The organism is Sulfitobacter sp. G5_S2_6_S6, from assembly GCF_054968505.1.
In genome coordinates this window covers 69,879-91,974 of record NZ_JBQKUI010000004.1, presented here as the reverse complement: position 1 = coordinate 91,974, position 22,096 = coordinate 69,879, and the positions used below count along the sequence as shown (strand labels likewise).

The window sequence follows — 22,096 nt, the reverse complement described above, 5'->3', positions numbered from 1 at the left end:
CCAGTGTCACGCCTGTGACACATCCCGAAGCGCCGCCGCGACCTGTTCGATCTGCGTGCTGCGCAGACCGGCGATATTGATCCGTCCGGTGGCCGTGCCATAGATCGCGTGGTCATGGCGCAGGCTCTCCATCTGGTCGGGCGCGAGGGGCAGCAGGGAAAACATCCCCTGATGGTGCCGCAGCGCTTGAAATGCGGGGGGCGCACCTATCGCGGCCAGCGCATCGGCCAACTGCTGCCGCAGCGATTGGACACGGGCGCGCATGCTGTTGAGCTCTTCCTCCCAGATGGTGCGGGTGTCAAAGACGTGGCAGGCGACAGCGGCACCATGTTCGGGGGGCATCGAATAATTCGCGCGGGTCAATGTCTCTAGGTGGCGGCCCACATGGGCGATGGACGCCGCATCCGGCCCCAGCACCATCGCCGCCCCGATACGTTCGCAATATAGCCCCATGTTCTTGGACCCGCTTGCCGCAACCATCGCCACGGGCACCGCGTCGACCATCACCCGTAGCCCCGCCGCATCTTCGTCGAGCCCGCGGCCAAAGCCCTGATAGGCAATGTCGATCAACGGGATCAGCCCCCGCGCCGCGCAAAATCGGGCCAGCGCATGCCACATATTCGCATCGGGATCGATGCCCGTGGGGTTGTGGCAGCAGCCGTGCAGCAGCACCACATCCCCCGGCTTCGCCGCCGCCAGATCCGCGAGCACGCGGTCAAGATCCAGCGCGTCGCCCTTGGCCTGCCAGCGATATAGCTGCAGCGTCAGCCCGGCCCCCTCGAATATCGGACGATGGTTCACATAGCCGGGGTCCGTGCTCCAGACCGTGGTGTCGGGGCGCAGGCTGGCCAGCATATCCCCCAGGACGCGCAAGGCACCTGTCCCGCCGACCGTCTGGATCACATGGCTGCGCGCGATCCGCGCGGGCGCATCGCCCAAGACCAGCCGCGCCATGCCCGCGTTGAACACCGCATTGCCCGCCAAAGCGCGGTAGGTTTTCGGCGCACTGTCCTGCGCCAAGGCGCGCTCGGCCATGCGCACCGCCTTCATATTCGGCGTGGCCCCGTTGTCATCGCGGTAGACGCCGATGACCATGTCGATCTTGTGGCTGCGCGGATCGGCGCGAAAGGCAGAGGTCAGACCCCAGATCGGGTCTTCGGGAAGGGCGGCAAGCGCGTCGAGCATCGGGGTTACTCCTTGGGGCGGTTGGCCAGCATGACGCCGGCGCAAATGATGAGAACGGCCAAAATCGTGCCAAGCGTCAGGGCCTCGTGCAGCAGCGGCACGGCAAGCACCGCCGCAATCGCAGGGGCGAGCGACCCGATCGCGGCACATTTCGCGACCCCAAGGCGGGCGATGGCGATGGCATAGGTCAGGCTCGAGACAAGGCCGACGCCGACCCCTTGGGCAAGGATGAACGGCATCGCCTCGGCCAGTCGCACCTGCGTCAGATTGCTGGGCAACACCCCCGTGGCGAGCAGCGGCAGCAGCACCAGCGTGGATGGCAGTGCCAGCACCAGCGCGCAGCCGATCGGGTCCAACCCGCTGCCCCGCAGCCCTAGCGTATAGCACCCCCAGAGCAGACTGGCCGACAGCAGCAGCGCCACGCCGGTCAAACTGCCTGCCGCAAGATTGCCCGAGGCCCCGATCAGCGCCGCCACCCCCACAAGGATGATCCCCAGCGGCAGCAACACCGCGGGGCGCTGGCGGTAGATCACCCACGTCAGAACCGCCACCGACACCGGTGTCGTCCCGGCAATCAACGCCCCCACATGCGTGGCCGAGGTCTGCGCCCCGCCCATAGCCGCGAGCCAAAAGAACGGCAGCCCCGCCCCCGCCGCGATCATCAACCAGCGCCGCGCGGGCAACCGCCTTAACACAGCGATACGTTTTGGCAGGAAGGGCAAAAAGAACAGCGCCGGAATACCCGACCGGATCAGCGCCACATCGCCAAACGTCAGCTGCGCCCCGCTGGCGGCACGGGTGGACAGCGCGAACCCCGCCCAGACCAGCACGGTCACCGCAATCGCGAGATAGCCAACCAAGGGTCGAAGGGGGATCTGCCGCGGACCAAGTCCATGTGCGGCGGGCAGTGAGGGGGAACTGAGCATATTCGTCCTGCGCGTTGTATTTGCGCTGTTTTACGCTGTATCCACGGGCAGATGCTTGCTAATGATTGCGCGATATTATGAATTTGGGGCATATCCTGCCCTTAGAGGGCCAAGATGGACAGTAAAGATCGCGAGATCATCAAAGCGCTGCAGCGTAACGGGCGTCTGACCAATCAGGATCTGGCAGCTCAGGTGAATCTGTCGCCCTCACCCTGTTTGCGGCGCACCCGCGCGCTTGAGGAAAAGGGCGTGATCAAGGGCTATACCGCGATTGTGGATGAGCGCGCGTACGGGCTGCCCGTGACCGCGCTGGTGCGCATCCGGCTAAGCAGCCACACGGGCGACGTGGTAAAACTGTTCGAGAAGAAGGTGCACGAGACCGAACAGATCCTCGATTGCTATGTTATCACCGGCAGCGAGGATTATCTGCTGCGCGTGCTGGTCGAGGATCTGAAAAGCTACGAGGAATTCGTGCGCCACAAGCTGCACAACATCCCCGGCATCGCGTCGATTGATTCCAGCTTTGCCTATGGCGTGCTGAAGCAGTCGAACGTCTTTCCCGTGGTGACCTGAAACACCCTACGGATCGTCGAACCGGTCGTGAACCCCTTCAAGCAGCGTATCCAGCGCGGATAGGAAATGCGCCGCCGCTTGGGGGGCGAGCTTGTCCAGAAACCGCGCCTGATGCGCGTCGACCAGCACCCGCGCACGCGCCAGCAGGTCTTGCCCCGCCTCGGTCAGCGTGATCGCACGGGCGCGCCCGTCGCCTTCTGTCAGGTTCTGCACCAGCCAGCCTTTGTCGCGCATCTGCTTGAACGTCCGCGACGCCGTGGGGCGGGTGATGCCGATATTCTCGGCGATACCGGAGGGCGCGGTGATGCCTTCCAGCGCGATACTGGCCAAAACGCACCATTCCAACCGTGTCAGCCCAAGCTGCGAAAGCTCTGCATCCAGACTGGCACGCATAACCGCGGCCAGCCGCGACACGCGAAAGCCCAGCCTGTCGTGCAGACGATAGGAGGCAGGGGCAGAGGTGTTCTCGGGTCCGGTCATAAGGCATGAATACTTCATTTTTGCCGCACCGCTACTGTTTGCTTGCAAAATAGTTGATCTAGGACAACTATAACGCCGAATTAAGAGGCAATACCCATGACCCCACGGCTGCGTTCCCGCAAAAACCGCCCCATCCATATGGGTGCCTACCCGACTGAAAAGCTGCGGCGGGCGGAGGGTGCTTCGGGGCCGGTGCCGGCCTTCACCCCCTTGGGAGTGACGGAGAACGCGCGTCCGCTTGCACAAGCGACGCGGGATCACCGCGCCATGCTGGATGCGATCCGCGAGGGTCTGGTGAACAAGGCCTTGGCCGAAATTCCCGCCGATCTGACCGAGCGGGCGCAGCATCTCAAGGCGTTTGCCCATTTCAACGATGCGACGATGGTGGGGATTTGCAAACTTGCCCCCGACCACCATCTGGCACAGCCCCTGCGCAATGCGGATGTCGCGCGGCTGGCGCAGGATTTGCAGACGCGTCAGGTCAAAACGCTCGCCTCTGGTGTGGATGCGATCATGGCCGACCTGCGCGACTCCGTCACCGCACCCGAGACGGATATCGCAGGCCATACCCATGCGCTGGTGCTGCTTTTCGCGCATCCCCGCACGGTCGAGCAGGATGAACCCGGTGCGACATGGATCGCAGGAATGGAGGATCACCGGTCGTCCCTACTGGCCGCGGAATCGGCGGCGGTATTGTCGAATTACATCCGCCTGCTGGGGCGTCCGGCACGCGGGCATACGATGACGGCAAGCGATGTGGACCTGAACCAGCTGGCGGTAGCGGCGGGTCTGGCGCTGCCCCAAGACGGTCAGCTGACCGCTCCTTTTGTCGGCACGCGCTTTTCGCTGGCCGCCGTCACCATGGCGATGGATCTGGCCTGTGATCGCCCTCTGGCCGCCGCTGCCCTGCCCCGCACGCCGCCCGCCTATGCAACCCGACGCTTTGTCGATGGCGCGCAGCCTTTTGAAAAGCTTAAACGCGTAGACAGCCCCACGACCTATATGGACGAACCGCGCATCCCACGTCTGCCCAAGCGCACCGATATGTTCAGCCGTGCGCTGTTCGGGGACATGGGCAAAAAGCTGCAAGACGGGGCCACCGGCGGGCGCTACATCCGCAAGACGCCAACCTCTATGGCGCAGCGGCGCGCGCTTGGGGCCTTTGGCCTGCTGCAAGACGGGCAAGCTGCCGAGACGCAAACCGCCATCGCCCCGCAACAGGCGGCAGAGATGGTCAAGGCGGTTGCCTATTTCCTGGGGGCCGATGCCGTGGGCGTCAGCCGATGCCCCGATTGGGCATGGTACAGCCATGACGCCACCGGCACCGCGATCGACCCGCCCCATGATCAGGCGATCAGCCTCGTTATTGATCAGGGTTTCGACACGATGGAGGGGGCTTCGGGCGATGACTGGATCAGCGTGGCGCAATCCATGCGCGCCTATCTGCGGTTCAGCCTTGTGGGCGGCGTGCTGGCGCGGTTGATCCGCGATCTGGGATATCCGGCCAAGGCGCATACGGTGATGGATGGCGATGTGCTGCAACCCCCGCTGCTGCTGCTGTCGGGATTGGGCGAGGTCAGCCGCATCGGCGAAGTGATCCTGAACCCCTATCTTGGCCCGCGTCTGAAATCGGGCGCGGTGACGACCACCCTGCCGATGACCCATGACAAGCCGATCGACTTCGGCCTGCAGAAATTCTGCGAAAGCTGCCAGAAATGCGCGCGGGAATGTCCCTCGGGGGCGATCACGGCGGGGCCGAAGCTGATGTTCAACGGCTACGAAATCTGGAAATCCGACAGCCAGAAATGCGCCACCTACCGGATCACGACCGAGGGCGGTGCCATGTGCGGGCGCTGCATGAAGACCTGCCCCTGGAACCTTGAGGGGATCTTGGCCGACAGCGTGTGGCGCTGGACCGCGATGAAGCTGCCCGCCACCGCGCCAGCGCTGGCCAAGCTCGACGATCTGCTGGACCGTGGCGACATCAACCCCGTCAAGAAATGGTGGTGGGATCTGGAGGTGCAGGATGACGGCGGCTACCGCCCCACGGACAAGCCGGTGAACACCCGCGGTCTGCAAAAAGACCTGAAGCTGCGCGCGACGGACCAGACGCTGGCCGTCTACCCTGCGCCGCTTGCCCCGCATCCCTACCCCTACCCCGACCCGATGGACCGCGAGGCCGGCATCCGCGCCTATGGCGCGATGATCCCCGCCGCCACACACCGCGCGCGGGTCGCAAGCGGAGACACGCAAGGGCTGGTCCCTGCGCTCAAGCCCTTGGCGGATAGTCCGGTATTGCCGCTGACCGTCACCCGCGCGGATGTGTTAAGCGACGGCATCACGCGATATGAACTGCGCGATCCCGACGGGGCCGATCTGCCCCTGTGGCAGGCAGGGGCGCATCTGGATGTGGTGATCGCGCCCGAGTACCTGCGCCAATATTCCATGTGCGGCGATCCCTCGGACCGGTCGCGCTATGTCATTGCCGTCCAGCGCGAGGATCAGGGCCGCGGCGGCAGCGCTCTGATGCACCGTATCTTCACGCAGGGGCGCAAGATTTTCGCGGCGCGTCCGATCAACCATTTCCCCCTGACCGAAGACGCCCCCTTCAGCGTGTTGATGGGCGGTGGCATCGGTATCACCCCGATGATTGCTATGGCGCACCGCCTGCACCATTTGGGCCGCGACTTCGCGCTGCATTATTCTGCCCGCACCGCCGCTGATCTGGCCTTTGCGGCAGAGATCGCTGCCGCCCCCTGGGCCGCCCATGCCGTGCTACACGTCAGCGATCAGGGCAGTCGGGCAGAGTTTGACACGATCCTGTCGGGCCATCCTGCGGGCAGTCACGCCTACGCCTGCGGCACCCCTGCCTATATGGAGGCCGCAATGACCGCCGCCGCGCGCGCGGGCTTTGCCGAGGATCAGTGTCACATCGAATACTTCGCCGTCCCCGAAGCCCCCCCGCGCGAGAACCACAGTTTTACGGTCCATCTGGCCAAGACCGGCAAAGACATCCACGTCCCCGCCGACCGCAGCCTGTCGGATATGCTGACAGAGGCAGGCGTGCCCGTGGATGTGAAATGCGCCGACGGGATCTGCGGGGTTTGCGCTTGCGGGCTGGTCGAGGGTGACGCCGATCACCGCGATTATGTGCTGTCACAGGCGCAGCGTGAAACCACGTTGATCACCTGCCAGTCGCGCGCGGCGGCAGCGGAGGGGCATCTGGTGCTGGACCTGTGAAAACCTAGCGTTCAGCACATCGGTAAAGTCAGGGCGGGTATGCGAAAACTGCGCTTGCAATACCCCCTGCCTTTCTGTCTACGGGCGCCACCGCAACCGACCGCAGGCTGGACCGATCATGACAGAACCCAACGGCGCTTCGATCACGTTTGAGAACGTGGGCAAAGCCTATTCCAAATCCGGCGGCACGACTGTCACGGCGCTTGAAGGCGTCTCTTTGGCGATGGAGCCGGGATCAATCACCGGCATCATCGGACGGTCGGGGGCTGGCAAATCGACGCTGCTGCGCATGGTCAACGGGATCGAGCGGCCTACGACGGGCTCGGTTCTGGTGGGCGGGCAGAATGTGGGGGCTGCAAAAGGGTCCAAGCTGCGTGCGATCCGTCGCGATGTGGGGATGATCTTTCAGCACTTTAACCTGCTGGCCTCGCGCAGCGTGGCGGGCAACATCGCCCTACCGCTGGAAATCGCAGGTGTGCCGTCCTCGCAAATCAAACCCCGCGTGGCCGACCTGATCGAACGGGTCGGCCTAAGCGCGCACGCCACACGCTATCCGGCAGAGCTGTCGGGCGGGCAAAAGCAACGCGTCGGCATCGCGCGGGCACTGGCCACCGGCCCCAAAGTGCTGCTGTCGGACGAGGCGACATCCGCGCTGGACCCTGAAACGACGCAAACGGTGCTGTCGCTGCTCAAGGACATCAACCGCGAGCTGGGGCTGACCATTCTGCTGATCACCCACGAGATGGCCGTGGTCCGTGACATCGCGAGCCACGTCGCCGTGATCGACGGGGGCCGCATTGTCGAACATGGCGAGACCTACGATATCTTCACCGCGCCTCAGCATGCGACCACGCGGTCTTTCCTGTCGGGGGTGACCGGCGTCACCCTGCCCGCTTTCGTCAAGGATCGTCTGGTCCCAAACGCCCCCGCGCAGGGCGGCGAAGAGGTGATCCGCGTGACCTTTGCGGGCCAGCACGCCACCGACCCGATGCTGGCGCGGCTGACGCAGGACATGGGCATTCCGGTCAATATCCTTGCCGGTGCGGTCGAGGAAATCGGCACCCGCCCCTTCGGCAACCTGCTGGTATCGCTGCCTGTGGCCAAGGCCGCAGAGGCGCGTTCATTTTTGGAAAGCCACGGGCTTATGACGGAGGTGCTTGGCTATGTCGGCTAACCTTATCAACCTACTGATCGAGGCCACGGGCCAGACGCTTTATATGGTCGCCATCTCGGCGCTTCTAGGGACGCTGCTTGGCCTGCCCTTGGGGTTGTTTCTGGCGACCTCGCAGCGCGGCGAGCTGCTGTCGGCCCCGTGGATCAACAAGGTGCTAGGGCTGGTGGTCAATGCCACGCGGTCGGTGCCGTTCATCATTCTGGTGGTCGCGATCATCCCCTTCACGCGGATGGTTGCGGGCACGTCGATCGGCACGACAGCCGCGATTGTGCCATTGACGATTGCCACCGTGCCCTTCATCGCGCGTCTGGTGGAAAACGCGATCCGCGAGGTTGACTCCGGCCTGATCGAGGCGGCGCGCGCCATGGGGGCGACCCCGTTGCAGATCATCCGCAAGGTGCTGCTGCCCGAAGCGCTGCCCGGCATCACGCTTGGCCTCACCCTCGCCATCGTGAGCCTGATCGGCTATTCCGCCATGGTCGGTGCCGTGGGCGGCGAAGGTCTGGGCGATCTGGGCATTCGCTATGGGTATCAACGGTTTATGCCCGACGTTATGGCGGTTGTCGTGATCATCCTCATCGTCTTGGTGCAGCTTGTGCAATCGATCGGCGAACGCATCGCAGCCGCTGTCGACAAACGCGCCACCAAAAGCGGCGGGCAATAGCGCCCGTCTCCTCCTCCCAATTTCGTTTCCCAGTTAAAGGAGCATATACATGCTACGCATTGCGACCCTGACCTCTACCCTCGCGCTTATGGCGACATCGCTGATGGCCGAGCAGATCAAAGTCGGCGTTTCCCCCGGCGAGCACGCCGAGATCATGGAAGAGGTCGCCCGTGTGGCCGAACCGATGGGCCTTGAGATCGACGTTGTCGAATTCTCTGACTATGTGGTGCCGAACCAGGCGCTGGCCGATGGCGACATCGAGGCGAACTCCTTCCAGCACGTGCCTTACCTTGAGGCACAGATGAAAGACCGCGGCTTTGCGCTGGCGGTTGTCGGCAACACGATCACCACGCCGATGGGCATCTATTCGGACAAGATCACCGATATCGCCGCGCTTGAAGAAGGCGCGACCTTTGGCATCCCGAACGACCCCACCAACGGCGGGCGCGCGTTGCTGGTGCTGCAACAGCTTGGCATGATCAAGGTCGACCCCGCTGCGGGTCTGGTGCCCACCGTTCTGGACATCACCGAGAACCCCAAAGACCTGTCGTTCAAAGAACTTGACGCGGCGCAGCTGCCCCGTTCGCTGGCCGATCTGGATGCGGCGCTGATCAACACCAACTACGCCATCGCCTCGGGTCTTAGCCCCAAGGAAGATTCCATCGCGATGGAAAGCGCCGACAACCCCTATGTGAACGTGATCGTTGTACAAGAGGGCAAGGAAGACGCGCCTTGGGTCAAGACCCTGCTAGAGGCGTATCACTCGGACGAGATCAAAGCCTTCATCGACGAAAGCTACCACGGGACCGTCATCACATCTTGGTAAAGTGACGCACCGGATACCGCCAATGACGCGGCGGTATCCGGTCTCTTGGGCCGCGCCCCTGTGGTCAGACCGGCACACGCAGAACGCCCGCGGCGGGCAGTTCGACACCGTGACAGGCAACCTCTGCATCTGAATAATTGAACCAGAACCGTTCGCCCCCCGTCGTGCGGGTACGTACCCCTTCGGGCATCGGCAGCACGTCGATCCCTGCCTCGCCGCACAGACCGCTGACGAATTGGTCGAGCGTGTCCTCATCCAGCCAGCCCCCCAGATAGATCTGCTGCCCGTCGCGCATGGCAACCGGCTCTGCGTCAGTGGTCTGCAAGATCACCTCTGCCGTGCCGTCCAGCACATCACGGTAGCGGATCACTTTCCCACCGCCCTCCAGCGGTACAGAGATGTCATGCCGCAGACTTTCGACCTGCGTGACCGTCACGTCCAACCCGTCGATTGCGGGGGGCAGCGGCACGGGGATCGCCATCTCGGACGTGCGCGCGCCGCTGCGGGGGCCATAGACGACCGTCGCCGCGCTGCGCGCCAGCGCCCGTTTCAGAGCGTCCGGCATGTGCATCACCCCCGGTGCCATCACCAGCCCGTAGCCGCCAAAATCGCGGCAGGTGGCGGGCAGGATATCAACCGACAGCCCCTGACGCCGCAGCGCCTTGTAGGTGTGAAAGACCAACCCGAAATAGCTTAGATCCGCACCATGGGGCTGGGTCGCCCATGCGAAATCCGCGTCATAGTCGAACAGCAGCGCGACCGGTGCCTGCGCGGGCTGCACATCCGGAGCCTTGGCCATCTCTGCGCCAACCTGCCGGACCTCCGCCATCGCGAAGGCGTCGGCACTGTCGGGGCGCAGCAAGCCGGCGTGCAGTTGCTCTTGGGCGAAAGGGGCCTGTCGCCAGCGGAAATAGCACACCGCTTCGGCCCCGTGGGCGAAGGCCTCCCATGTCCACAGACGCACCATACCGGCCAGTGGCACGGGGTTGTGCGGGGCCCAGTTGACCGGCCCCGGCTGCTGTTCCATCACCCACCAGCGCCCCTTGCCCACGGCGCGGTAAAGATCGTGGTGGAACGCCTGAAAGTCAGGGTCACCCTGCCGCGCATAGCGGTGCTGCTGCGCCGCATCCGCGCCCACCCGATCCTCGAGAAAGCCCAGCGGGTAGCTGTCCCATGTGGCGATATCAAGATTTTCACCCACCGCGAAATGGTCAAAGTCGGTGATCCGGCCCATGTAGTTATGGCTCACGGGGGCGGCGCTGTGCTGGCGGATCACGTCAAGCTGAAGCCGGTTGAATGCCACCACCTGATCCGAGCTGAACCGCCGAAACGCCAGACGATGCGCAGGGTTGGCTTCGGTCACGGTCAGATTGGGCGGGTCGATGTCGTCAAAACTGTCGTAGTCCATCGACCAGAACGTATTCCCCCACGCGGCGTTCAGCGCGGCGGGGGTGCCGTAGCGTTGTGCCAGCCAGCCGCGAAAGGCATGGGCTGCCGCGTCACTATACGAGATCACCGTGTCATGGCAGCCGTATTCATTGTCGATTTGCCACGCGGCCACATGGGGGTTCGCGCCATAGCGTTTCGCCATCAACGTGGCAATCGTGACGCATTCCTTCTGATAGCCTTCGTGGCTGAAACAGTAGTGCCTGCGCGACCCGAACTTGCGCGGACGCCCTTCAATATCCACGGCAAGCATGTCGGGGTGGCGTTTCAGCATCCAGCGTGGCGGGGTGGCGGTGGGGGTGCCCAGCACAACCCGCAGACCAGCAGCCCCTAAAACCTCGATCGCGCGGTCCAGCCACGCCCAGTCATACTGGCCGGGTTGCGGTTCTAGTTTGCTCCATGAAAACTCGCCGATGCGCACCCATGTCAGGCCGGCGTCTACCATGCGGCGGGCGTCGGTTTCCCACATCTCTTCGGGCCATTGTTCAGGGTAGTAGCAAGTCCCTAGGGTTCGTTTCATCACGCCTCACAAAATTATCCGGTGTTCCAACTGGCCTCGCACGTCCGATGCAAGCTGGAAGGTCTGGCCATCCTCCGCCCCGTCGCGGCCCTGCGCGGCAGAGGTGACAAAGAGCGTCCGCAGATCCGCATCGCCAAAGGCCGGACAGGTGGCCTGCGCTGCGGGAATATCAAGGGTCTGCAACAAGGTGCCATCGGGGCTGTAACGGGCGACCTGCCCGGCCCCCCATTGCGCGTTCCACAGGCAGCCGCCGCTGTCGACAACCGCGCCGTCGGGGTTACGCTTGTCTTTCTTGAGATCGACAAACACCTCTGGCGGGGCCGAGGGCCAGCCCTCTGTCGCATCAAGGGGCACGCGCATGATCTGGCGCGTGGGCGTGTCAGTGTAATAGGCAAATCGTCGATCGGGCGAAAAGCAGATCGCGTTCGAAATGGTAATCTCCGCGAAAAGCTGTCGCAGCGCGCCCTTGTAGTAGCGGTAGATCGCCCCCGCCCCCCGCTCTGCGTTGAAGCCCATTGTCCCGATCCAGAAACCACCCCACGGATCGGCGCGCCCGTCGTTTGACCGGGTCAGGGGCTGATCCGCCTCAAGTGGCACGACGAGGGAACGCTCCGCTCCGTTTAGGTCGAACCGCCACAGCGCGGTTTCGGACGCGACAAGCAGGGTATCCCTATCGATCCACCCCGCGGCAGAGACGCATTCGTCAAACCGCCACGAGAGCGTTTTGTCACCCTGCCGCGACATCAGGGTATGCCCGAGGATGTCGAACCAAAACAGCTGGCCACGTTCGGGGTGCCACAGCGGCCCTTCGCCCAACGCGCACGCCCGCGCATCAAAGAGTGTGGCGTTCAAGAGAGGGTCGCCTTGTCATAGGCGCTTACCGCCGCGCGCGCGCTTTGCGCCACATCAGCCGCGCTTTGCCCCGGTTTATACAGGCTGGACCCAAGGCCAAAGCCCGTCACCCCTGCCGCAAGCCATTCCGCAAAATTCGACGGGCCGACGCCGCCAACCGCATAGGTTTCGGTCTGCGCCGGAAGCACCGCCCTGATCGCCTTGAGCCCTTCGACCCCCAGCAGGAAAGACGGAAACAGCTTGAGCCCATCGGCCCCGGCCTTAAGCGCGGCAAAACATTCCGTGGGCGTCATCACACCGGGATAGGACATCATGCCCGCCCCCTTGCTTGCCGTGATAACAGAAGGGTCCGCATTCGGAGAGACAATCATCCGCCCCCCCACAGCCGCCACCGCCGCGACGTTTTCAACGTCCAACACCGTGCCCGCGCCGATCAACGCGTCGGCCCCATAGGCTTGGGCCATCGTTTCGATGGATTTCAGCGGTTCTGGCGAATTCAGCGGCACCTCGATGCGGGTGATGCCTGCGTCGATCAAGGCGGCGCAGATGTCGGCGGCCTCATGCGGCTGGATGCCACGCAGAATGGCGATGATATTGCGGCTCATACAAGGGCCCCTTTCAATGAACGATAGGCAGAGGTCAGGCCCGCCAGCGTCAGACCCGCGTTATCAAGTGTTTCGGCCTGCACACCCTGTGCCGCCAATGCGCACCGGTAATGCGCGGCGACGCTGTCTGCGCCCAGAATGGCGACATGGCGGCCCAGCCAATAGGGGCGCGTGCCGGCCAGCTCTAGCCCCACAAGCAGCCCTGACAGACGCGCCCGCGCCGCCCCTCCAGATGTGCCCTGCAACAGCCCCCCTGCACGTAAACCGAACAGTCTGGAGGCAAAGCTTTGCGGGCTGTCCATCGCCTGCGTGACGCCGTCGATAAAGCTGTCCTCGTCCCACTCTGCCGTGGTGACCGAATGGCGCAGGACCGACTGGCTGGCCAGCAGCGCGAAGATCTCGCCGGTCATGCAGGTCTGGAAGCTCACGATCTCGCCCGCGCTGATGTGGACCCATTTGGTGTGGGTGCCGGGCAGACAGAGGATGCCGTCAAACGCCGGCTGACTGTGCAGCACCCCTGCGATCTGGGTTTCCTCGCCGCGCATCACGTCAGGGGCAGCCATCTGTTTCACGCCGGGCAGGATGTGCACTGCGATCCGCGGGTCATGGGCTTGTACAGCAACCGCCGCCCGCGCATCCGGAGGCGCGCAGGGCGTGGCGACGTAGGGGGCCTCGCGCCAGCCTTCGCGGGCGCCCACCATACCCGCGCAGATCACTGGGGTCACATGGTCCGGATTTAGGTAGGGGTCTATCAACGAAAGCAAGGCAGGTTCGAACCCGTCCTGCGTCAGCCCCGCCATCCCCTTGTCAGACCTGTCAGAGGCAAAAGGCTTGCCATCGGCCCCCATCATCCAGACCCGCAGGTTTGACGTGCCCCAATCGACAGCGATCCATTCAGCGTAGTGTTGCACGGTATCCCTTCCTATCCGGTGACCACGACGCCGCCATCGACGGCCATCAACTGCCCCGTCATCATGCGGCTGGAGGCAGAGGATAAAAACAGCACCGCATCCACGATGTCTTGCGGCTTCAACGTATCCTTAAGGCATTGCCGGTCAATATGCGCCGCCAGTGCTTCGGGCGTGACCCATTGTTCGATCTGCTTTTCCGTCAGCACCCACCCCGGTGCCAGCGCGTTAAAGCGGATCTTGTCCGGCCCGAATTCCCGCGCCAGCGAACGGGTCATACCGTTGATGCCGGCGTTGGCGGTCGTATAGGCAGGATAGCCCGCATTCCCCATCATATACGAGATCGAGCTCATGTTCACCACGGCCCCGCCGCCCGCGGCGCGCATCCCTGCGACCACGGCCTGACAGGCGAAGAAATAGGACTTGAGGTTGATCGCCTGCGACTGGTCCCAGAAGTCTTCGGTGACTTCCTCGGCGGTGTGGCGGGCATCATTGGCGGCGTTGTTCACCAGAACCGTGACAGGGCCGTGTTCCTTGGCAGCCGCGGCCAGACTGGACCGAAGTGCAGCAATATCCGAGATATCGCAGGTCTGCGCATGGGGGCGCAGGCCGTGTTTTTCTTCCATCTCGTTGCAAAACGCGGTGGCGTCGCTGCGTTGGACAAAGCTGACCTTGGCCCCCTGCGCCAGAAAGCCGTCGGTCAGAAAGGCACCGATCCCCGCGCCGCCGCCGGTGATGAACACCGACCGGTCGCGCAGATCGGGAAATGTTGCGTTCAGGGTCATCAGTGGCTCTCCCGTGTGACGGGGCGGGTGTCTTTACCCACCAGAAAATCAAGGTCCGCGCCTTTGTCTGCTTGCAATACCGTTTCGGTATAGAGCTTGGCATAGCCGCGGTCGTATCGGGGTGGTTCGGGTACCCAGGCAGCGCGGCGCTCTGCCAGCACCTCGTCAGAGACAAGCACGTCCAATGTGCCCTGCCCCACCGAGAGCCGGATACGGTCGCCGGTCTGTACCAGCCCCAGATTGCCGCCTGCGTTGGATTCAGGGCTGACGTGCAGGATCACGGTGCCATAGGCGGTGCCGGACATACGCGCGTCGGACACACGCACCATGTCGCGCACGCCTTCTTTGACCAGACGCGCGGGGATCGGCATATTGCCGACTTCGGGCATACCGGGGTAGCCTTTTGGGCCGCAGCCCTTGAGCACAAGAACCGTATCCGCGGTCACCGGCAGATCCTCGCGGTCGATATTGGCTTTCATATCCTCGATATTCTCGAAGACATATGCCTCGCCCTCGTGTTCCAGCAAGGCGTCCGTCGCCGCCGAGGGTTTCACGATCGCCCCGTTGGGCGCGATATTGCCGCGCAGCACCTTCAACCCGGCCGCAGGGCGCAGCGGATTATCCAGCGGGCGGATCACATCCTCGTTGTAGCATTCGGCCCCTTCGGCATAGGCAAGGATATCCCCGCCCATGACGGTCTGCGCGGGCCGCAGCTTGTCGCGCAGATGGGACAGCACCACGGGCATCCCGCCCGCATAGCAGAAATCTTCCATCAGATATTTACCCGAGGGCATGCAGTTGACCAGCAGCGGGATATCCGACCCAAGCTCGAAATCATCAAGCGTCAGATCGATGCCGACGCGGCCCGCAATGGCCAGCAGATGGATCACGGCATTGGTCGATCCGCCGACAGCGGCATTGGCCAGAATGGCGTTCTCGATAGAGGCACGGGTAACCACCTGCGACAGCTTGATATCTTCCTCGACCATCTCGACGATGCGCTTGCCGGTCAGATGCGCCAGCGCCATGCGGCGCGCATCAACGGCAGGCAACGCGGCGTTGGTGGGCAGCGACATCCCCATCGCCTCTACCACGCTTGCCATCGTAGAGGCCGTGCCCATAGTCATACACACGCCCTTGGACCGGCTCATGCCGGATTCAGCGGCCATGAAATCCTGCAAGGTCATCTCGCCCGCGCGCACATCTTCCGAGAACTTCCACACATCCGTGCCAGAGCCGATGTCCTTGCCCTTCCACTTGCCGTTCAGCATCGGGCCGGAGCTGACAACGATCGTCGGCAGATCGACGCTTGCCGCGCCCATCAGCTGACCCGGCGTGGTCTTGTCACAGCCGCCCAGCAGAACCACCCCATCGATACCATAGGCGCGGATGCTTTCTTCGACGTCCATCGCCAGCAGGTTGCGAAACAGCATGGCGGTCGGCTTCATCTGGGTCTCGCCAAGGCTCATCACCGGAAATTCGACCGGAAAGCCCCCTGCCTCCCACACGCCGCGCTTCACCCCTTCGGCCAGATCGCGCAGGCCCGAGTTGCACGGGGTCAGTTCGGACCATGTATTGCAGATACCGATAATGGGACGGCCATCAAACGCGTGGTCGGGAAAGCCCTGATTTTTCATCCAGCTGCGGTGAATGAACCCGTCCCGATCATTCTTGCCGTACCAAGCGCGGTTGCGTTTCTCTTTTGTCATAGCCGTGTTCCTTCAATGACCCACATGCGTTCAGGGAACGACCATGGCAGGGTCACGCCATGGTTCATGAGGTACTGGCCCGACAGCACCAGATCGCGGGTCTTGAGCGCGGCATCGCCCCGTGACAGCGCGACCGCATCGTCGCGGTTTGCCAGCGTGATCCGGTAGCGCGCCTGCGGGTCAAGTGCGGTCAGCCGCAGCGGGCGCGGTGAGATCTGGGCCGAGGTCGCGGCCTTGCCTGCGAACACCACGAAACGCGCACCATCGGCGGCCTGTTGCTGCTCTGCGATCACCGCTGGATCAGCGCTGTCGAGCCGCAGGATATCCGCGGTGCGCATCCATCCGCGATTGTCCTTCCACCACTGCGTGACCTGTTCCAGCACATCGGTTTCGCGGGCGTCGAGTTCGCGCGGGTCCATCTCGAACCCCATGTGGCGCTGCGCGGCGACCCAGGCGCGAAAACTGATGTCCAGCGCGCGCCCAGAGGTGTGGCAGTGGCGTGGGCCGACATGGCTGCCGGTCACAGCAGCGGGCAGGAACAAGGCGGCGTCATGCTGGATGCGCAGCCGTTCCAGCGCGTCGTTGCTATCCGACAGCCAGACCCGCTGAGTCCGCGCCATGATCCCGAAATCGATCCGCCCTCCGCCTGACGCGCAGCTTTCAATCTCGACCAGCGGAAAATCGGCGCGCAACCGGTCCAGCAGCGCATAGACGCCGCCTGTCTGCGCCGCGTCGGGTGCGGGCAACACGCGATTATGGTCCCATTTGATATAGTCGATGGCGTTGTCGCGCAGCACCGTGGCGATACGGTCGCAAAGCAGGTCTTGGACCTGCGGCAGCGCCATGTTCAGCACCAGCTGCTGACGCCCCTCTATCTGGTCCTGCGGGCCCAGAATCCATTCGGGGTGGGCGCGATAGAGGTCGCTATCGCGCGAGACCATCTCGGGCTCGAACCAGAGACCAAAACGCATCCCCAAGCCCTGAACATGGTCGATCAGCGGGGTCAGCCCCTTGGGGTATTTGCGCGGATCGATGATCCAGTCGCCCAGACTGCTCGTGTCGTCGTCGCGCCGTCCGAACCAGCCGTCATCCAGCACGAAACGCTCTGCCCCTAAAGCGGCAGCACGGTCGGCGATATCGGTCAGGACAGACCAGTCGTGGTCGAAATACACCGCTTCCCAACAGTTGTAATGGACGGGGCGCGGGGTGTCGGGCTTGGGCCATGTCACGATGCGGTCGCGCAGATGACGCTGAAAGCTGACGGCACAGCCGTTCAGGCCGGTGTCAGAATAGGTCAGGTAAAGCGGTGCCGTCTGGAACTGTGTCGCGGGGGCGTCCTGGGTGCCAGTCGCATGGCCCCATTGAACCTGCCGCCGCCCGTCCGGAAGCTCTTCGGCGATCATCGTATGACCGCCCGACCAGCCATAGTGGAACCCGTAGCATGTCCCTTGGGTGTTTGTGGTCCCCGTGGTCGGGATCAGCAATCCGGGGAAGTGTTCGTGGCCCGTGCGACCCGTGCGGTTGTCGCGCGCGTGGATGCCTGCCCGCCACGCGGTGCGGTTCAACTGGAATTCACCGCACCATCGGCCCGAGACGTCGATCATCTCTGTGCTCAGCTGCGGCGCGGGCACCACCGGCGCGGCAAGCCAGTGCAGGCGCACGGGCTGCGCGGCCTCCAGTGTCGTCTGGCAGGTGATCACGCCGGTTCCCGCATCAACCGCAAAGTCAAAGGTCAGCGTCAGCCCATCGTCCGGTGCCGCGCAGGTAAACCGCAGCCCTGCATCCTGCACCACGTTGCGCAAGTGAAACACAGGGCGCAGCGGCGTGCCATCGGCGCGCGCAACCGCGATCCCCGCCTGCCCCGGAAAGCTACGCCCGGCTTCGGGGCACAGCGACAGATCAGGGGTCTCGTCCAGCATGCCGCCTGTGACGTCGATGGCATGGGCGGCGCAGATCTCTTCCAGATTTTCGCCGTCGGGCAGCGGGCTGCCCCAATAGACCACCTGCGGCAAGCGGTCGTGCGCAGAGGCCAGAACAAGCGTCTGGTGCCCGTCATCAAGGCGGTAGGTCTGTGTCATAACTCTCTACTTTACTGCGCCAAGCGTGAGACCGGCGATGAAGTGTTTTTGCATCAGAAAGAACATCGCGACCGGCGGAAAGGCGGCGACAATCGATCCCGCGCTCATCAGGTGATAGGCTGCGCGGAACTGCGAGTTGAATTCGGTGATGCCCGCGGTGACAGGTTGCGCGCTTGGCCCTTGGGTCAGCACGACCGCCCAGAAATAATCGTTCCAGATGAAGGTAAAGACCAATACCGCCAGCGCGGCCAGCGCGGGCTTCATCAATGGCAGCACGACAAAGAAGAAGATGCGCCACTCGGCCACGCCTTCGACGCGGGCGGCCTCGATCAAGGGGAAGGGCAATGCGCGGATGAAGTTGCGCATGAAGAGCGTGCAAAAGCCCGTCTGGAACGCCACGTGAAACAGGACCAGCCCCTGAATGCTGTCATACATCCCCAGCGATATGGTCAGGTCGCGCACGGGCACCATCAGGATCTGGAACGGGACAAAGTTGCCCGCGATGAACATGAAGAAGATCAGCAGGTTGCCCTTGAACTTGTAGATCCCCAAGGCGAACCCCGCCATGCTGGACAGCGCGATCGCCCCCAGCACAGTGGGCAGCGTGATAAAGACCGAGTTCATCAGATAGCGCGGCATATTGCTTTCAAAGAAGACCTTGCCGTAGTTCGTCAGCCCCTCGAAGCTGGACGGCCATCCCCAGTAGTTCCCGGCGGCGAAATCCGACCCCGGCTTGATAGAGAACAGAGCCACCGCGATCAGCGGCAAGAGCCACAGGATCAGCGCGACGGGCAGCAACGTCTGATAGGTCAGCTGGCGGCTGCGCGATTGTTTGGCGATCGGTGTAGGGAACATCAGCGAGCCTCCCGCTCTTCGCGCCACATGGCATAGAGGAAATAGGCGATGAACCCGAGCATGATGAGGAACAGGATCACCGCGATGGCAGAGCCGTAGCCCATGCGGAAGCCGAACTCGGACAGCGCTTCTTCGAACATGTAGAACGACAGCACGCGGGTCGATCCGAAGGGGCCGCCGTTGGTCATGACGCTGATCAGGTCAAACGACCGCAGCGCGCCGATGATGGTGACGACAAAGGCGATGAACGTCGCGGGCTTGAGCTGCGGCAGGATGATGTACCACAGCATCTTGCGCCCCTTGGCCCCGTCCAGTCGCGCGGCCTCGATCTGTTCGGGGTCCACCGCATTCAGACCCGTTAGATAGAGGATCATGCAATAGGCCGTCTGCGGCCACAGCCCCGCCGCGATGATCCCGTAGGTCGCCGTAGAAGGATCGCCCAGGATATTCACCGGCCCTGCCCCGAAAATCGCCAGCATCGCGTTCAGCAGCCCTTCGCGTGGCAGGTAGAACCACGAGAACACCAGCCCGACGACCACCTGGGAAATGACAAAAGGAAAGAAGAACAACGACTTGTAGATACGGATGCCGCGCACGGTCTGGTTCAGGAACAAGGCGATGAACAGCCCCGCAGGCACCGCCAGCAAATACAGCACCAGCCATTTGAGGTTGTTCCAGAACGAGATCTCGAACTTGCGGTCCATCTTCTGGTCGCCGATCCCCAGCAACCTTTCATAGTTCGCGGTGCCGACAAAGGTCTTTTCCCCCAGTCCGTCCCACTGGTAGAAACTGATCGCCACGCTTTGGCCGATGGGAATGATCACATAGACCGCAAAGAACAGCATCGCCGGCAGCAGGAAAAGCCACGGCGTCAGCGCGATCTCGTTGCGTTTGTACCAACTGCGTGCGGGGGGCGGTGTTGTTGCTGCCATGCCGTGGTCTCCGGTAAATCAACACATGCGAAAACCGGCCGTCGGCGGGCTTGCGAATGGATTGAAGCGGTGGGTTGCGCCCCCCCAATGCGGGAGGACGCGACGCTTTAGCGTTATTCGTAGATGCGCTGACGCGTTTCTTCGAGACGTTCGAGAATGTCGTCGAGGTTGTCGGGAACCACCATGAATTCCTGCAACCCCTCCATGCCGACGCTGGCCATCTCGGCGCTGAAGTCGCGGTCAAAGAACTGGGCCACGCCGCCTTTGGCGCTGGTGTTCAGCATCTCGAAACCCTGCTCGAGGAACTCGTCCTTATCGACCGAGGATTCAGAGTTGATGGGCAGCTGCCCCAAGGCGTCGCCTGCGTTGATCTTGGTCTGCACATCAGCCGATGTCACATACTGAAGGAACGCGCGGGCGTTTTCCTTGTTCTTGGCTCCTGACGGGATGTGGAACGTGTCGGTCGGGGCATCCTCGCCCTGTGGCACATCCGCGATCTTCGGGAACTGGTAGAAGTCGATCTGGCTGTCGTCCAGACCGCCTTCGCGCATCGCGGCAACGGCGAAGTTCCCCATCAGATAGGCCACCGCATCGCCTTCGATCATGAAGTTCAACGCTTCCTGCCAGGAATAGGATTGGTGATCGGCGACATAGCCACCCATGTCGATGATCTTGCGCCAGTTGGCAAAGGTTTCGCGGACGCGCGGATCGGTCCAGGGCACCTCGCCACGGGCGAGTTCCATGTGGAAGTCGAAGCCGTTGGTGCGCATGTTCAGATAGTCGAACCAGCCGCCAGCGGTCCACAGGAACTTGGTCCCGATGGCATAGCACGCACGGCCCGAGGCAACGATCTTTTCGCAGTTCGCAAGCTCTTGCTCAAAGGTTTCAGGCTCGGTCAGTCCCAGTTCCTTGAAGATATCTTCGCGGTAGTACATGCCCCACTGATAGTAGGTATAGGGCACGCCATATTGCTTGCCGTCGATGGTCAGCGCACCCTTGACAGACTCAAGCCCGGGCAGATCGCCGTTGGCGTACATATCAGAGATGTCTTCGAACAACCCGGCAGAGACATAAGGGCCCATGCGGTTCGCGGCATACCAGTTGACCACATCGGGCGGGTTCGCACCCAAGGCGTTCCGGATCTGCGTCTTCCACGCTTCGCGGTCGACGATCGTCAGTTCGATATCGACGTCCGGATGCAGCTCTCCGAAACCGGCTGCCAAACTCTCCATCACCGCGCGCGGCGCTGGGTTCGACATGTCAGAGGTGATCTTGAGCTCCCCTGAAAGCTGACTTTCGTCCGCGACAGCAAACGATGTTGAAAATCCCGCAGCGACAACAGCCGCGAGTGACCTCTTGAGAATGGAATGCATGGTATCCTCCCTGATGCTTCCGCAATCCAAAACTGTCTCATTATTTGAAACTTAGTTTTGTATATTGATATATAAGATCAAGCTCGCTAGCCTTGTCAACAGTTTGGTGCGCCGCATGGGGGATGGGTCAGTCAAAAGACCCCACAGGATGCAGCGCCCTAAGGGACGGAGAACGATATGAATGTGGTGAACAGCGACGGGACTGTTGCAAAGGCGCTGAGCGTGCTGGATCAGGTGACAGCAATGGGCCGCCCTGTCCGCATGCGCGAATTGCTGGAGACATCGGAGTTTCCAAAACCGACGCTGTACCGGCTACTTCAGACGCTCACCAGTCAACGTATGCTAAGCTATGACAAGGATCAGCAGACCTATGCGCCGGGCATCCGTCTGGTCAGCCTTGCCCATTCCGCATGGTCGCAAGCCTCGCTTGCACCGATTGCCGCCCCCTATATCAGCGCCCTCGGCGAACGCCTGCGCGAGGCGATCCACCTTGCGCAGATCGACAACGGTCAGGTCGTGTTCGTCGACAAGCGTCAGGCCAGCAGCCGCTTTGCCACGCTGGCGCGCACCGGTCAGGTCGCCCCGGCCTATTGCACAGGAGTCGGCAAGGCGATTCTCGCGCATCTTGAACCCGAGGCACAGGCGCAGGCGCTACAGCAGCAGGCGTTTTTGAAATATACCGATGCCACCCATACCAGCACCGAAACCCTTGTGCGCGAGCTGGAACAGATCCGCGCTGAGGGCATCGCCTTTGACCGCGAGGAACACGAGGCCGGCATCATCAGCATCGCCGCCCCCATTCTGACCGACGCGGGTCGCGTCGTGGGTGCCGTATCCATTGCAACCGCAACACACCGTCATACGCTGGACGGTCTGAATGCGTTCCGCCCTGCCCTGCTTGAGTGTGCCACCCGCATCGGGGCCGAGGCGCAGTCCTGGCAGTCCCCCTCTGTCCCCTCATAAAA

At 62.9% G+C, this 22,096-nt stretch carries 19 protein-coding genes; 6 read left to right on the top strand and 13 right to left on the bottom strand.

All coding sequences use genetic code 11. From position 1 onward, the window contains the following. Window positions 1–6 precede the first annotated feature (6 nt). On the bottom strand, window positions 7–1,185 hold the full coding sequence (locus tag ACTRWK_RS08755) for an amino acid aminotransferase (RefSeq protein ID WP_289081964.1): 1,179 nt from the start codon (window positions 1,183–1,185) through the stop codon (window positions 7–9). 5 nt (window positions 1,186–1,190) lie between these two features. Beyond that, on the bottom strand, window positions 1,191–2,111 hold the full coding sequence (locus ACTRWK_RS08750) for a DMT family transporter (protein ID WP_289081965.1): 921 nt from the start codon (window positions 2,109–2,111) through the stop codon (window positions 1,191–1,193). A 114-nt stretch (window positions 2,112–2,225) separates the two neighbouring features. On the opposite strand from ACTRWK_RS08750, the gene ACTRWK_RS08745 reads away from it, so the two are divergent. Further along, window positions 2,226–2,684 (top strand): Lrp/AsnC family transcriptional regulator, encoded by a 459-nt coding sequence (locus ACTRWK_RS08745; protein WP_037943687.1) that lies wholly within the window; start codon window positions 2,226–2,228, stop codon window positions 2,682–2,684. 6 nt (window positions 2,685–2,690) lie between these two features. Here the strand turns inward: ACTRWK_RS08745 and ACTRWK_RS08740 are convergent, their stop codons facing one another. Beyond that, complete coding sequence (locus ACTRWK_RS08740; RefSeq protein ID WP_184582740.1) at window positions 2,691–3,164, bottom strand: MarR family winged helix-turn-helix transcriptional regulator; 474 nt, start codon at window positions 3,162–3,164, stop codon at window positions 2,691–2,693. A 96-nt stretch (window positions 3,165–3,260) separates the two neighbouring features. On the opposite strand from ACTRWK_RS08740, the gene ACTRWK_RS08735 reads away from it, so the two are divergent. The 4 genes from ACTRWK_RS08735 to ACTRWK_RS08720 all read left to right on the top strand — a co-directional run bounded on the left by ACTRWK_RS08735 (window position 3,261) and on the right by ACTRWK_RS08720 (window position 9,068). After that, window positions 3,261–6,404 carry a 2Fe-2S iron-sulfur cluster-binding protein gene (locus ACTRWK_RS08735; RefSeq protein WP_462843884.1) on the top strand — a complete coding sequence of 1,048 codons (3,144 nt, stop codon included), beginning with the start codon at window positions 3,261–3,263 and terminating at the stop codon, window positions 6,402–6,404. A gap of 118 nt (window positions 6,405–6,522) precedes the next feature. Continuing rightward, window positions 6,523–7,578, top strand: coding sequence for a methionine ABC transporter ATP-binding protein (locus tag ACTRWK_RS08730; RefSeq protein WP_289081967.1), 1,056 nt, complete (start codon window positions 6,523–6,525; stop codon window positions 7,576–7,578). Then, a complete protein-coding gene (locus ACTRWK_RS08725) occupies window positions 7,568–8,242 on the top strand; it encodes a methionine ABC transporter permease (protein WP_260005069.1) in 675 nt (224 codons plus the stop codon). Before ACTRWK_RS08730 ends, ACTRWK_RS08725 begins: the two co-directional genes overlap by 11 nt. A 49-nt stretch (window positions 8,243–8,291) precedes the next feature. Beyond that, window positions 8,292–9,068 carry a MetQ/NlpA family ABC transporter substrate-binding protein gene (locus ACTRWK_RS08720; RefSeq protein ID WP_064217347.1) on the top strand — a complete coding sequence of 259 codons (777 nt, stop codon included), beginning with the start codon at window positions 8,292–8,294 and terminating at the stop codon, window positions 9,066–9,068. A 64-nt stretch (window positions 9,069–9,132) separates the two neighbouring features. On the opposite strand, the gene ACTRWK_RS08715 is transcribed toward ACTRWK_RS08720, so the two are convergent. The 10 genes from ACTRWK_RS08715 to ACTRWK_RS08670 form a co-directional block, all read right to left on the bottom strand. Then, entirely contained in the window at window positions 9,133–11,034 is a 1,902-nt protein-coding gene (locus tag ACTRWK_RS08715; RefSeq protein ID WP_184582747.1) for a beta-galactosidase, read from the bottom strand. A gap of 6 nt (window positions 11,035–11,040) precedes the next feature. Continuing rightward, complete coding sequence (locus ACTRWK_RS08710; RefSeq protein ID WP_037943681.1) at window positions 11,041–11,886, bottom strand: SMP-30/gluconolactonase/LRE family protein; 846 nt, start codon at window positions 11,884–11,886, stop codon at window positions 11,041–11,043. Beyond that, complete coding sequence (locus ACTRWK_RS08705) at window positions 11,883–12,491, bottom strand: 2-dehydro-3-deoxy-6-phosphogalactonate aldolase (RefSeq protein WP_289081968.1); 609 nt, start codon at window positions 12,489–12,491, stop codon at window positions 11,883–11,885. Before ACTRWK_RS08705 ends, ACTRWK_RS08710 begins: the two co-directional genes overlap by 4 nt. Beyond that, window positions 12,488–13,402: a 2-dehydro-3-deoxygalactonokinase gene (locus ACTRWK_RS08700; RefSeq protein ID WP_289081969.1), complete on the bottom strand. Its 915-nt coding sequence runs from the start codon at window positions 13,400–13,402 to the stop codon at window positions 12,488–12,490. Before ACTRWK_RS08700 ends, ACTRWK_RS08705 begins: the two co-directional genes overlap by 4 nt. 11 nt (window positions 13,403–13,413) lie before the next feature. Beyond that, the gene (locus tag ACTRWK_RS08695; protein ID WP_278375572.1) at window positions 13,414–14,184 is read right to left on the bottom strand and encodes an SDR family NAD(P)-dependent oxidoreductase; all 771 of its coding nucleotides are present in this window, start codon (window positions 14,182–14,184) and stop codon (window positions 13,414–13,416) included. Continuing rightward, entirely contained in the window at window positions 14,184–15,893 is a 1,710-nt protein-coding gene (locus ACTRWK_RS08690) for an IlvD/Edd family dehydratase (protein ID WP_260005059.1), read from the bottom strand. Before ACTRWK_RS08690 ends, ACTRWK_RS08695 begins: the two co-directional genes overlap by 1 nt. Beyond that, a complete protein-coding gene (locus ACTRWK_RS08685; protein ID WP_289081970.1) occupies window positions 15,890–17,971 on the bottom strand; it encodes an alpha-galactosidase in 2,082 nt (693 codons plus the stop codon). Before ACTRWK_RS08685 ends, ACTRWK_RS08690 begins: the two co-directional genes overlap by 4 nt. Window positions 17,972–17,977: 6 nt before the next feature. Beyond that, window positions 17,978–18,826: a carbohydrate ABC transporter permease gene (locus ACTRWK_RS08680; RefSeq protein ID WP_005852118.1), complete on the bottom strand. Its 849-nt coding sequence runs from the start codon at window positions 18,824–18,826 to the stop codon at window positions 17,978–17,980. Further along, window positions 18,826–19,758, bottom strand: coding sequence for a carbohydrate ABC transporter permease (locus tag ACTRWK_RS08675; RefSeq protein WP_005852117.1), 933 nt, complete (start codon window positions 19,756–19,758; stop codon window positions 18,826–18,828). Before ACTRWK_RS08675 ends, ACTRWK_RS08680 begins: the two co-directional genes overlap by 1 nt. Before the next feature lie 113 nt (window positions 19,759–19,871). Next, window positions 19,872–21,131 (bottom strand): ABC transporter substrate-binding protein, encoded by a 1,260-nt coding sequence (locus ACTRWK_RS08670; protein WP_180828926.1) that lies wholly within the window; start codon window positions 21,129–21,131, stop codon window positions 19,872–19,874. A 177-nt stretch (window positions 21,132–21,308) separates the two neighbouring features. On the opposite strand from ACTRWK_RS08670, the gene ACTRWK_RS08665 reads away from it, so the two are divergent. Beyond that, the gene (locus tag ACTRWK_RS08665) at window positions 21,309–22,094 is read left to right on the top strand and encodes an IclR family transcriptional regulator (RefSeq protein WP_009826389.1); all 786 of its coding nucleotides are present in this window, start codon (window positions 21,309–21,311) and stop codon (window positions 22,092–22,094) included. The last annotated feature ends 2 nt before the right edge of the window (window positions 22,095–22,096 follow it).

Bases quoted from the DNA above. Each gene is read 5' to 3' on its own strand.
- ACTRWK_RS08715 (WP_184582747.1), bottom strand. From the start codon at position 11,034: ATGAAACGAACCCTAGGGACTTGCTACTACCCTGAACAATGGCCCGAA.
- ACTRWK_RS08675 (WP_005852117.1), bottom strand. From the start codon at position 19,758: ATGGCAGCAACAACACCGCCCCCCGCACGCAGTTGGTACAAACGCAAC.
- ACTRWK_RS08755 (WP_289081964.1), bottom strand. From the start codon at position 1,185: ATGCTCGACGCGCTTGCCGCCCTTCCCGAAGACCCGATCTGGGGTCTG.
- ACTRWK_RS08670 (WP_180828926.1), bottom strand. From the start codon at position 21,131: ATGCATTCCATTCTCAAGAGGTCACTCGCGGCTGTTGTCGCTGCGGGA.
- ACTRWK_RS08720 (WP_064217347.1), top strand. From the start codon at position 8,292: ATGCTACGCATTGCGACCCTGACCTCTACCCTCGCGCTTATGGCGACA.
- ACTRWK_RS08740 (WP_184582740.1), bottom strand. From the start codon at position 3,164: ATGACCGGACCCGAGAACACCTCTGCCCCTGCCTCCTATCGTCTGCAC.
- ACTRWK_RS08735 (WP_462843884.1), top strand. From the start codon at position 3,261: ATGACCCCACGGCTGCGTTCCCGCAAAAACCGCCCCATCCATATGGGT.
- ACTRWK_RS08730 (WP_289081967.1), top strand. From the start codon at position 6,523: ATGACAGAACCCAACGGCGCTTCGATCACGTTTGAGAACGTGGGCAAA.
- ACTRWK_RS08665 (WP_009826389.1), top strand. From the start codon at position 21,309: ATGAATGTGGTGAACAGCGACGGGACTGTTGCAAAGGCGCTGAGCGTG.
- ACTRWK_RS08695 (WP_278375572.1), bottom strand. From the start codon at position 14,184: ATGACCCTGAACGCAACATTTCCCGATCTGCGCGACCGGTCGGTGTTC.
- ACTRWK_RS08745 (WP_037943687.1), top strand. From the start codon at position 2,226: ATGGACAGTAAAGATCGCGAGATCATCAAAGCGCTGCAGCGTAACGGG.
- ACTRWK_RS08705 (WP_289081968.1), bottom strand. From the start codon at position 12,491: ATGAGCCGCAATATCATCGCCATTCTGCGTGGCATCCAGCCGCATGAG.
- ACTRWK_RS08750 (WP_289081965.1), bottom strand. From the start codon at position 2,111: ATGCTCAGTTCCCCCTCACTGCCCGCCGCACATGGACTTGGTCCGCGG.
- ACTRWK_RS08690 (WP_260005059.1), bottom strand. From the start codon at position 15,893: ATGACAAAAGAGAAACGCAACCGCGCTTGGTACGGCAAGAATGATCGG.
- ACTRWK_RS08725 (WP_260005069.1), top strand. From the start codon at position 7,568: ATGTCGGCTAACCTTATCAACCTACTGATCGAGGCCACGGGCCAGACG.
- ACTRWK_RS08685 (WP_289081970.1), bottom strand. From the start codon at position 17,971: ATGACACAGACCTACCGCCTTGATGACGGGCACCAGACGCTTGTTCTG.
- ACTRWK_RS08680 (WP_005852118.1), bottom strand. From the start codon at position 18,826: ATGTTCCCTACACCGATCGCCAAACAATCGCGCAGCCGCCAGCTGACC.